11 protein-coding genes are annotated in these 10,334 nt (G+C 41.4%); 5 read left to right on the forward strand and 6 right to left on the reverse strand.

Features of this window, described 5'->3' with window-relative positions; translation table 11 throughout:
* Positions 1–104 precede the first annotated feature (104 nt).
* Positions 105–344 carry a hypothetical protein gene (locus QM629_RS15885; protein ID WP_415160873.1) on the reverse strand — a complete coding sequence of 80 codons (240 nt, stop codon included), beginning with the start codon at positions 342–344 and terminating at the stop codon, positions 105–107.
* Between the two features lie 37 nt (positions 345–381).
* Positions 382–1,035 carry a DUF1361 domain-containing protein gene (locus tag QM629_RS15890; RefSeq protein ID WP_415160874.1) on the reverse strand — a complete coding sequence of 218 codons (654 nt, stop codon included), beginning with the start codon at positions 1,033–1,035 and terminating at the stop codon, positions 382–384.
* Between the two features lie 299 nt (positions 1,036–1,334).
* Here QM629_RS15890 and QM629_RS15895 point away from each other — a divergent pair, with 299 nt between their 5' ends.
* Both QM629_RS15895 and QM629_RS15900 read left to right on the forward strand, forming a co-directional pair.
* On the forward strand, positions 1,335–1,769 hold the full coding sequence (locus tag QM629_RS15895) for a hypothetical protein (protein ID WP_415160875.1): 435 nt from the start codon (positions 1,335–1,337) through the stop codon (positions 1,767–1,769).
* A gap of 5 nt (positions 1,770–1,774) precedes the next feature.
* Entirely contained in the window at positions 1,775–2,542 is a 768-nt protein-coding gene (locus tag QM629_RS15900; protein ID WP_415160876.1) for a type II CAAX prenyl endopeptidase Rce1 family protein, read from the forward strand.
* Positions 2,543–2,620: 78 nt separating this feature from the next.
* On the opposite strand, the gene QM629_RS15905 is transcribed toward QM629_RS15900, so the two are convergent.
* Both QM629_RS15905 and rpoN read right to left on the reverse strand, forming a co-directional pair.
* A complete protein-coding gene (locus QM629_RS15905) occupies positions 2,621–3,286 on the reverse strand; it encodes a hypothetical protein (protein ID WP_415160877.1) in 666 nt (221 codons plus the stop codon).
* A 30-nt stretch (positions 3,287–3,316) separates the two neighbouring features.
* A complete protein-coding gene (gene rpoN, locus QM629_RS15910; protein ID WP_415160884.1) occupies positions 3,317–4,741 on the reverse strand; it encodes an RNA polymerase factor sigma-54 in 1,425 nt (474 codons plus the stop codon).
* Positions 4,742–4,878: 137 nt separating this feature from the next.
* Here rpoN and QM629_RS15915 point away from each other — a divergent pair, with 137 nt between their 5' ends.
* The 3 genes from QM629_RS15915 to QM629_RS15925 all read left to right on the forward strand — a co-directional run bounded on the left by QM629_RS15915 (position 4,879) and on the right by QM629_RS15925 (position 8,527).
* On the forward strand, positions 4,879–5,187 hold the full coding sequence (locus QM629_RS15915; RefSeq protein WP_415160878.1) for a hypothetical protein: 309 nt from the start codon (positions 4,879–4,881) through the stop codon (positions 5,185–5,187).
* Positions 5,188–5,642: 455 nt separating this feature from the next.
* Entirely contained in the window at positions 5,643–6,908 is a 1,266-nt protein-coding gene (locus QM629_RS15920) for an ATP-binding protein (RefSeq protein WP_415160879.1), read from the forward strand.
* Positions 6,909–7,228: 320 nt separating this feature from the next.
* Positions 7,229–8,527: a PSP1 domain-containing protein gene (locus QM629_RS15925; RefSeq protein ID WP_415160880.1), complete on the forward strand. Its 1,299-nt coding sequence runs from the start codon at positions 7,229–7,231 to the stop codon at positions 8,525–8,527.
* 240 nt (positions 8,528–8,767) lie between these two features.
* On the opposite strand, the gene QM629_RS15930 is transcribed toward QM629_RS15925, so the two are convergent.
* Together QM629_RS15930 and QM629_RS15935 are read right to left on the reverse strand one after the other, a co-directional pair.
* A complete protein-coding gene (locus tag QM629_RS15930) occupies positions 8,768–9,031 on the reverse strand; it encodes a type II toxin-antitoxin system VapC family toxin (RefSeq protein WP_415160881.1) in 264 nt (87 codons plus the stop codon).
* Positions 9,032–9,142: 111 nt separating this feature from the next.
* Positions 9,143–10,015, reverse strand: a complete 873-nt coding sequence (locus tag QM629_RS15935; RefSeq protein WP_415160882.1) for a zinc dependent phospholipase C family protein — start codon at positions 10,013–10,015, stop codon at positions 9,143–9,145.
* Positions 10,016–10,334: the final 319 nt, after the last annotated feature.

The raw sequence follows: 10,334 nt of genomic DNA on the forward strand, positions 1-10,334 counted from the left end.
GAACAAAAAGATAAAGGATATTAATGCAAAAGCTACAGGTAAATTTGGAAAACGGTTTGCAAAAAGCGATTGCAGCATACCGGCTTATAGAAAATTTTTGATTACTATTTCTCCGTATTAGCGCTTTTAAGCGACTGCTCGCTTCTCCACCAGCGATAACCGATAAAACTGCCGATTGCAAGCGGTGTAAGCATTAAATAAATAATGCCGGCATTTAAGCCGCTGCCCTGTTTTTCCCCGAGCTGGGAAGCCGTTTTTGTACAAATAGAACATTGGGCTTTAACCGCGGTTGTCTGTAAAAGGAAAAATAATACGATCAATAAAACAAAAGCCAGCTTCTTCATATTCTGCCGTTTCAGCGGCAAAGATACAAAGCCCGGTTTATATTATTCTAACCCTTTCAAAGCGGTTCAATTGTTTGAAGCCTGCATAAACAAGGTCTATTAAAAGCACAAGTATAAATATGCTTATCCAGGTATGCATATTACTTTCCGGGAACAGAATGTCTTTTTCGGATGCATGAAGCATTCTCTTACAATCGGCCACTATGTTCCAGCTTTTTAAGTGCAGGAACCTAACCAAAACAATATTATAGCTGCTTAAAAAAATGGATAACAGTATAGACAGCTTAACAAAAAGGCCTGAAATATGATGGCTTAAAAATGTTTCCACTTTTTTTAATGACATTAAGCCCGGCAGCATGCCTGTAGCAGCAAACGACAAAAACATGCATACATCATATATTATCGGGAAATTGGTTTCATGCATTTGCAGCATATCGGTAAAAAGATAAATACAGCCAGGAAAAAACAACAGCCATAAAGTAAGCAGAAAAAGCGCTTTTGCATTTAAGGTTTTACATGTTGAAAGCCGCTTGCTTATTATGTATGGCACAAAAGCTATTAATAAATTCCAGAGGAAAAAAGTATAATTCAGGCTTAATGTAAAAAGACAGCGATAAAATAATATGCCGAAAGAAAAGAAGAACGCGAATAGCAGCACTCTTTCAAAATAAGGCAGCTTAGCAGCACGCATAAATTTTCTTTATTAGAGCACAAAGTTCAATACAGTTTACATATTGGCAAAGGCTTTCACTTTTTTTTAAAAACGAAATGTTATAGTCATATAAAACCATCCCTAACGGCACAGACATTTTTTTTGATTTAGATTCGTTATCTAAAAGCATGCTTACTGCAAAGAACATATTATACCTTGAAAAGATCAATGCTCTGAAGCCTCAGCCGGCATGTGCAAAGCCTTCCGCCTTAATTTGCAGCCACTGCAATTATGTAAACGAAACCGGGTTTTTATACTGCACCTGTTGCGGGCAATCTTTGCAAAACAAATATGCGGGCCGCACACATAACCGGCATATTCGGCAACAGAAGATATATCTGCTTAAAGAAAAAAATGCAGTGCTGGCAGCAAGGGTTGTTTTGTATGTAATGGCATCGTTTTTATCGCTGGGATTTTTTTTCATTTTTGCAGAAAGCGCCGGCAAATACATTGTAATGACAATGGCGTTATTGCTTTCAGGATTATTTTTTTCACTGGCTTTCTGGAGCCGTAAAAACCCTTTTCCTGCATTGCTCACCGCTTTTATCATACTTACTGCTTTTTCGTTCATTAATATTTTCAGAAACATTGCCATTGCTGTTACAACACTGCGCGGCATTAGCGGCATTTTAATTTGCCTGGCTTTGCTGATGGTAATATTAAGGGGCTTGCAAGGCGCATATCGCATTAATTCATTTAAAGAAGATTTGTAAAAAAAATGATAACAGCCGGAACCAAGGATGCATATTATTGCGAAGCCTGCAACGGCAATGTAAAGAAACATCACCGTTTTTGCCCTGCCTGCGGCGCCTGTCTTCATGCAGAAAATACACGCATCACAATTTTTAATAACCGCAATTTAAGGTCGGCCTTTATTTTCTTTATTGTGTATTTATTTGTTTGCCTGCAGGTGCAGTTTACAGACTGGTTTAATATTTATGGCCGTTTATTTTGGGTTGAAATATTTCTCGCCGCATTTACTTTGTTTCACGTATATAGAAATTATGAGCAAATTAAACCGCTGCTTACATTCAATAATTTTAATATAGCTCGGTTAGGCGGCTGCATCTCTCTTGCCATAATCGCGTCCGTAGTAATCAATACCGTTGTTGCCAAAATGAATTATTCATTTTTCAGAACAGATATTACGTACTATCATCTTTACCGTATTTACAGCATGCCGGTGGCTATTATGATCTATTCCATAGCACTTAACCCGGCTATAATTGAAGAGCTTGCCTTTCGCGGCATATTGTACAATTATCTCAATGCTTTTTTGAACGAAAGGTTGGTTATAACCGTAACAGGTTTTGCATTTGGCATGATGCACCTTAGTTTTATTTCATTGTTCTGGCTGGTGCCCTTTGGCATTTTCACAGGCATCATGCGCCAGCGTTTTGGAACAATATGGTATGGCGTTGTGTTTCATTTTACGTTTAACCTTATTGCCGTGCTTTTCGATTTGTACAGGCATGGGCATTTGTAAGAAAGTTACAAGCCTCAAGCTGTTAGCTGCAAGTAACATTGTTTATGCTTGCAGCCTGAGGCTAACAGCGTGCAGCTTTCACAATACAATCCACAAACCTAACAACTGGCATAGTGCCCCTACAATTAATCCCGCATAAATTTCTGCGGAAGAATGCTGGTTAAGCAGAAGGCGGGCTGTACAAATGAGGCCACCTAAAAATGTAGCAATTATAATATCTGTACCTAAAAAAATCTGATACCGGGCACAGGTTAGAATGATAAATGCCAACAGGGTGCCTGCACCCATTGCGTGCATGCTTATTTTAATGAAGTTATTAATAACGAGGCCAAAAACCGTATTAAGAAAGATGCCGAAATAAAAGAACTTTAATACATCCGGCTGGTCGGTGAAATTCCTGCTTAAATACCAGAGCCACCAGTAAAATATCATGGTGATGATATAAGGAACAATGCGGTCTTTTTGTGTGCGAAGGAATATGCTTTCAATAAATTTAAGCCGCCATAAAAGGAATACGGCAAATGCAGGAAAGAAACTTGCATTCAAAAAAACACTGATGGTTTTTAAGGTTAGGCCCGCAGCCGTTATGTCATTAAACTGAACGGGAAACCGCTGCGTTAACCAGAAGAAAATATAGCTTGGTATAAACAAGGGATGCAAAAGGTAGGAGATAATTTTTGCAGGGATTTTTAATGCCGCTGATTGATACATTTCTCCTTTATAATCCAGGCTTTGCCCCACCATATATGCAATTAAAGTTTAACGCTGTTTATTCTATAATTCCTTGCGCAAGCGTGCCACCGGAATGTTAAGCTGCTCACGGTATTTGGCAACGGTGCGCCTTGCAATATTATAACCTTTCTCCTGCAGCAGCTCTGTTAAACGTTCATCGCTAAGCGGCTTCTTTTTGCTTTCGGCTTCCACCAGGTCGCTCAGTATTTTTTTCACTTCCCGGGTGCTTACCTCTTCGCCGCTATCGGTGCTTAAAGATTCGCTGAAGAAAAATTTAAGCCTGTAAGTGCCAAATTCTGTTTGTACAAATTTGCTGTTTGCAACGCGGCTTACGGTAGATATATCCAGCCCGGTAATTTCTGCAATGTCTTTTAAGATCATTGGCTTAAGGGTGGTTTCATCGCCGGTAAGAAAAAAGTCTTTTTGGTAATGCATAATGGCGTCCATAGTGCTGAGCAAAGTGTTTTGCCTTTGCTTTATCATATCAATAAACCATTTAGCCGAATCAATTTTTTGCTTAATGAACATTACGGCTTCCTTTTGCCGCTTGTCTTTTTTGCTGCCGCGGTCATACTCTTTCAGCATATCGCGATAGCCCTCGCTGATGCGCAGGTCAGGTGCATTTTTTGAATTAAGGGTAAGCTCTAATTTGCCTGCATTATTAATAATAAAGAAATCGGGTATGATATAACTTTCCGCCTTATTTATTTCCCCCACATTGCCGCCCGGCCTCGGATTTAATTTTAAAATAAGGTTGATAACCTCTTTCAATTCCTCATCTGAAATATTAAGCCCGCGCTGTATTTTTTCGTAATGTTTTTTGGTAAATTCATCAAAATATTTTTCAACAACTTCTATAGACAGGGCAACATCGCGGCCTTCTGCCTGCTGGCGCAGCAATTGCAGCATCAGGCATTCCTGCAGGTTTCTTGCGCATACGCCCGGCGGATCGAATTGCTGTATGAGCTTTATGAGATCTTCTACCTCAGTTTCGTTAGAATCTATATTTTGCCTGAAGGCAAGGTCATCTACAATGGAAGAAAGTTCGCGGCGCAAATAGCCATCGTCGTCCACACTGCCTACGATCTGCTCTGCAATTTTTAATTTTCTTTCATCAAGCGATAGCATGCCTAACTGGTCCACCAGTATATCGTGCAATGTGGTTTCAACCCTTAACGGAACCGTTTTTTGTTCTTCATTATCACCATAGTTATCGTCACGCAATTTATAGTCGGCAATTTCATCATCACCATCGCTCACGTATTCTGAAATATCAATATTGTCATATTCATCTTCGCTGCCATCATATTCCTCATCGCCAGCCTGTTCAAAGTCTTCACTATTATGCTCGTGTTCTTCAAAATCATCTTCACGGCCTTCTTCGCCTACTTCCAATGCGGGATTTTCTTCAAGCTCTTCTTTAATTCTCTCATCAAGGTTAGCTGTTGGTATCTGCAACAATTTCATCAGTTGAATTTGCTGCGGCGATAACCTTTGCAATAATTTTTGCTGTAATGATTGACTTAATGCCATGCTTTTCCGGGTAAAGTTTAAATCTGAATTTAGCACTGCAAAGTAATTACAATACTTAATTTAGCGCAAATATGCTTTCGAAAAATAAAACATCACTTGCATTTACTGTTAAATTGCTGCTCGCATCCTCTGCATTGCATGCACAGGATGTGAATGGCCCGTTAAAGCAAAGAATTAGTTCAGCCGATTCCATCCGGCATTTTATCTTTTCAATGAAGCAAGCAATTGCACCGGTGCAATTGCCAGGTAATTTTTATGCAAAGCAGTTACCTTTTTTCTGCAGTAAAGAATTACAGGTTCAAAAAGCAATTGGGTTTCCTGTTAAATTCCGGGTTGGCACTGTTGAGTATTGTGATAAGCTGGAAGGAAAGAACAGGTGATATTGCCCTGCGTTCCTGTGCAATGATTATTGAATGTTTATGCTGGTTGCCGGTTTATAAAAACCGAATGCATACCGGCAGGAGGATAAAAAAAACACATTGCCGAAATCCGGCAATGTGCAGGTTATATTAAGTGGTATAAGGATAAATCAGGCGATCGTTACAGTATAATTCGACAGCGAAAAATCTTTCAGGTATATATAGCACTTTCGCGTTCTACGAACATTTCAAGGGTGCGCCGCCAGGCCATTCTTTTTTAGCAAACAAGGTATTTATTTGTGCATTTGTTGATGGTGGCGTTTCAGCCTGGGCTTTTAATTGAACATTTATTACAAGCAAAGCCGGCATTAGCAGAGAAGCGGCGGTTTTATTCATGTGGCCCCGTTTTAAAGCAGGGTAAAATAAATTATTGAAGAATAGCTAAACAGAAAAGAAAGGTTGCCTGGCAAAAAAATATGCTTCCCAATATTTTTCACCCGCACCCTTATCTTCGCTTTATGCTTTTTGCAGACATTATCGGCCAGCAGCCCACCAAGCGGCATTTACTGGAAATGGTGGAACAAAACCGCCTGAGCCACGCCCTGCTTTTTCTTGGCAAAGAAGGCAGCGGCGCTTTGCCATTGGCCTTGGCTTTTGCTGCATATATCAGCCTCCTGCCAAACTCCACCACCGGAGGAGGCCGGGAGGAGGTTTCTCTGTTTGGAGAGGCAGAAAATGTTAAGCCCGCTTTCCCAAAAACGCCGGAAGCAGCCGACGCTTTCATGCAAAAGCAGCCGGGTTTTTCAAAAGCCCGTAATTACATTCATCCCGATATTCATTTTTCTTACCCGGTAATTCCCAAAAAATCAGGCGATAAACCCGTCAGCACCGATTATGCGGAAGAATGGCGGGAATTTATCGGCCAGATGCCCTACGGCAATGTATATGACTGGCTGCAGTTCATTGGCGCAGAAAATAAACAGGGCAATATTACAGCGGAGGAATGTAACGACATCATCCGGAAACTGAGCCTGAAAAGCTTTGAAAGCGGGCATAAAGTGCTGATAATGTGGATGCCGGAATACCTGGGCAAAGAAGGCAACAAGCTTTTAAAATTAATAGAAGAGCCGCCTGCTAATACCTTATTTATATTGGTTGCCGAAAATGAAGACCTCATTCTGCCCACCATCCTCAGCCGCTGCCAGTTGGTAAAAATCAATGCGCCTGATACCAGCGATATTGCCGGGGCACTGGTGAAACGCGGTAATATTGAAATGGTTGCGGCGCAACAAACCGCTGCCATATCGCAGGGTAATTACCGCGAAGCCCTGCAGTTGCTGCAAAATGCATCTGAAGACTGGCAGAGCCTGCTGCGCGAATGGCTGAACGCCATATTAAAAAACGGGCCTGCCGCACAGGTGAAATGGATAGAAGAAATCAGCAAGCTGGGCCGCGAAAAACAAAAACAGTTTTTGCTGTATTTCATGCACCTGCTGCAGCAAAGCATACGGCTATGTTTTGCCGGCGATAATCCTCCGGTTTCCATTGCTGACAGCGAAAAGGATTTCGCAGAACGCCTCAACAAATTTGCCCCGGTAAATCACCAGCAGGCCATAATAGAAGAATTGAATAAAGCCATATATTACATAGAGCGCAACGCCAACGCCAAAATGCTTTTTCACGCACTAACCATTAAATTATATCATCTTATACGAAACAATGCCTTAATTTTAACGCCTTAGCATAGCAAATATTTTTAATATTTGCTATGCATAAAAAGGATGGGGCTTGTGGTACCGGCAGAGGAAAACGGGTCATCACGGTTACGTCGCACACTGCGGCCGGAGAATATATACCGGCAACGGGTTTAAATGCAAAAGGGTTTACCAATATAAACGTTATACAATTTTGAAACGTTTCTTAGATATAAACACTGCATTTCAACAGCATTCATGCAGTTGAAGTGATGCGACGCAACCGTGCCTGGTAGCATTCCATGGCCGGCCACCTAAAAAATTCATCCGAATAATTTATTATCTGACTTGTTTAACTGAACCTATACATGGGATGTGGCAATTGTGGCACCGGTAAACCGAATGGATGCAAAAGCAATGGCGGTTGCAGTACCGGCAGTTGCAACCGTATGAATGTGCACGACTGGCTCTGGAACCTGCCGATAAGCGATGCAGACAGCGCCTGCAAAATTGTGGAAGTGAGCTTTAACCAGGGCAGCCGCAAAGATTATTACCGGAATGCCAGCCTGCAATATTTTGAAAAGGGCGACATGGTTACGGTAGAGGGCGTGAACGGTTTTGACGTGGGCGAAGTGAGCCTGACCGGCGAACTGGTACGGCTGCAGCTGAAAAAGAAAAACATCAGCGAGTTTGGGATTGATATGAAAAAATTGCTGCGCCCCAGCAGTGAACGCGACCTGGAATTGTTTGAAAAAAACAAGGCCCGCGAAAAAGAGGCGCTGATGAAAAGCCGCATCATTGCCAAAAACCTGAACCTGGATATGAAGCTGATCGAGGTGGAGATTCAGGCCGATGGTAAAAAAGCTACATTTTTTTATACTGCCGATGACCGGGTTGATTTTCGTGAGCTGATAAAGCAATATGCCGGCGAATTTAAACTGAAGATTGAAATGCGGCAGGTAGGCATTCGGCAGGGCGCTGCCAAAGTGGGTGGCATTGGCAGTTGCGGCAGGGAGCTTTGCTGTTCTACCTGGCTTACCGATTTTAAAAGCGTTACCACCACCGCAGCCCGTTACCAGAACCTTTCCATTAACCAAACCAAACTAAGCGGCCAGTGCGGCCGGCTTAAATGCTGCCTGAACTATGAGCTGGATACCTATCTTGATGCCTTGCAATATTTTCCCGACAATGCCGATACGCTGGAAACGGTAAAGGGCACAGCCATATTAATTAAAAAAGACATTTTTAAAAACCTGATGTGGTACATTTTACAGGGTGGCGCAAAGCATTACCCTTTAACTATACGCCGCGTAAAGGAAATTAAGCAACTGAACGCCAGGGGCATAAAAGTGGATGACCTGCAGCCCGTGGAGCTGGCTGCGGCCAAAGAAACAGAGCACAGCTTTGTAGATGTGGTGGGGCATTTAACCCTAAGCAATCTTGAGAAGACCACGCAACGCAATAAGGAAAAACAAAGACAGCAGCGGAAGCATGAGCAGGTGAAATACCCGCCATATCAAAAGGGACAGAAGCAGGATATGCTGCCACAGCAAAAGGTTCAGCAGCAAAGGCCGCCGCATCCGCAGCAAAAACCAGGTAAACCACGGCCGCAGCAGCAAGGGAATAACCGGGATCAAAATAACAAGCCGCCACAAAAAGGAAAATGAAACGCCCATGTAAAATGTATTCAACACACAGGGGAATGTACATCGGGGCGTTTCATGAGGCCATTAAAAAAACAAACTTGTACGAATGAAATTTATTTTGAAGCAGGGCCAACCGGTAGTCTTTCGGCTTCAAAAAAAGTTTGAAGTAATCTATCATTGGTTTTAAACAAATCTGCGTGATTCATCAGCGATACGGCAGTTGATAACAGAATGCTGTCTTAAAGTACGTAAACCTTGTTTTCATTTATTTACAAAGTTTTTCGCTTGCTCAATAATAGAAGGGCTTGTTATAACAAAAACATACTTTTCAAAGTCTGATTCATACAATCTTAAGGTATTAACAGCAGCTGTTTCTGAGATTTCCAGACTTCTTACTTTCTTCCAAACAGCAGAATAAAATTCTACGCGGGTTATTTCAGAAATAAAAATAATTTCGATTTCAAAGCCTGAAAAGAGGTTTTCAATTTCAGATGTTCCTGTTTCCCGGTGATAAAGTTTCAGCAAAGAAGAGGTGTTGAATTAAATTCTTTGTCGAGGGTGATGTTTCCATTTTGATATGTGCCGGGAATTGCAATCATATACTTGAATTGTAATAATCAAAGTTAGCAAATAAATTTACTGCTCCTTTTTCGCTCTCAGCAAACTATCCTCCGGCAAATCGTTTTTTCTATAATCCCTCAATTCTTTGCGCAAACCTTTTCTTTCGGTGCGGTTAAATTTATAAAGGTGTTTCAGGTTTGGCTTGCCGGCATCCACCCAGGCAGAATACCAGAAATCGGCAACAAGATCAGCAGAATAATTCAACTGGTCGTTTATGGTGGTAGTTAAGGCAGCAGCATATTGTTTGGCAAAGGCATCGGTATAAACTTTAGTTTTCCTGCCGTAATACATACGTTCCTCATATTTGGAATTGTCAGGAAAATTTTTGGCCACTTCTTTTTCTTTCTCAAATATTTCGGGCAATAAAGCATGCGCTCTTCTCACAGCCGTCCAGATGGTTTCGCCTTTATCTTTTATATATGCTGCCTTATGTTTTGAATATAAATTATAATGGCTCAACGCAAGCTCGGGAATGGCTGACTCCCATAAAGCATGTATCCCTTTCTGGCCGGTAAGCTGTCCATCATAATTATTGGTTGTGTGCAGTGGCACACAGGCGTCTTCAATATAATGCGCCAGGTCAACTGCATAAAAAACAATACTGTCAGCATTTTTTCTTTTTAAAGCATTTACCAGCGAATCGTATTCAATTAAAACCTGGTAAGGCACATAGCCATATTTTTTTAAGGTATCCCAGGTATATTTTTCAACGGCAGGTTGCACGTCCCGCGGCATATTCAGCATAGCGCCGTTACCATAATTTTCAATATCAATAAAATGCTTCGGGCCTTCATTCCTGTCGCTGGAGCGCCGTTGGTCGGGACGGATGGACGTAAGCGCCACCGTATCCATGTTGGAAAAGAAAAACCGGCGTACGCATGCAGGCATTTTATACACAGCAAGCTGTGTAGCAGTTTGATGCGCATAAAATCCCCAACTGCAAAGAGAAATGATAATAATGCAACAGGAAAAAAATAATGCTGCTGAAAATAATTTCTTTTTAATACCCATCTTGGCTGCAAAAGTAATTTGTAAACAATAACCAGTTTAATCCCAAACACAAATAACAAATGTTTATTATTACCAACTATTTCACAGGATAGGCGACATTTCTCGCTTTATTTTCCTACTTTTGCGTATGCAAAATTTAGAAGTACTTATAGGCCAAAAGATAGATGGTCGCAAATTATCGCATGGGCAAAATGAA

Origin of the sequence: Parafilimonas sp., from assembly GCF_047606085.1 — a bacterium.
Lineage (GTDB): Bacteria > Bacteroidota > Bacteroidia > Chitinophagales > Chitinophagaceae > Parafilimonas.

Excerpts from the sequence above, each read along its gene's own strand:
- QM629_RS15885 (WP_415160873.1), bottom strand. The coding sequence starts at position 344 with ATGAAGAAGCTGGCTTTTGTTTTATTGATCGTATTATTTTTCCTTTTA.
- QM629_RS15890 (WP_415160874.1), bottom strand. The coding sequence starts at position 1,035 with ATGCGTGCTGCTAAGCTGCCTTATTTTGAAAGAGTGCTGCTATTCGCG.
- QM629_RS15900 (WP_415160876.1), top strand. The coding sequence starts at position 1,775 with ATGATAACAGCCGGAACCAAGGATGCATATTATTGCGAAGCCTGCAAC.
- QM629_RS15905 (WP_415160877.1), bottom strand. The coding sequence starts at position 3,286 with ATGGTGGGGCAAAGCCTGGATTATAAAGGAGAAATGTATCAATCAGCG.
- rpoN (WP_415160884.1), bottom strand. The coding sequence starts at position 4,741 with ATGAAATTGTTGCAGATACCAACAGCTAACCTTGATGAGAGAATTAAA.
- QM629_RS15915 (WP_415160878.1), top strand. The coding sequence starts at position 4,879 with ATGCTTTCGAAAAATAAAACATCACTTGCATTTACTGTTAAATTGCTG.
- QM629_RS15920 (WP_415160879.1), top strand. The coding sequence starts at position 5,643 with ATGCTTCCCAATATTTTTCACCCGCACCCTTATCTTCGCTTTATGCTT.
- QM629_RS15925 (WP_415160880.1), top strand. The coding sequence starts at position 7,229 with ATGGGATGTGGCAATTGTGGCACCGGTAAACCGAATGGATGCAAAAGC.
- QM629_RS15935 (WP_415160882.1), bottom strand. The coding sequence starts at position 10,015 with ATGCCTGCATGCGTACGCCGGTTTTTCTTTTCCAACATGGATACGGTG.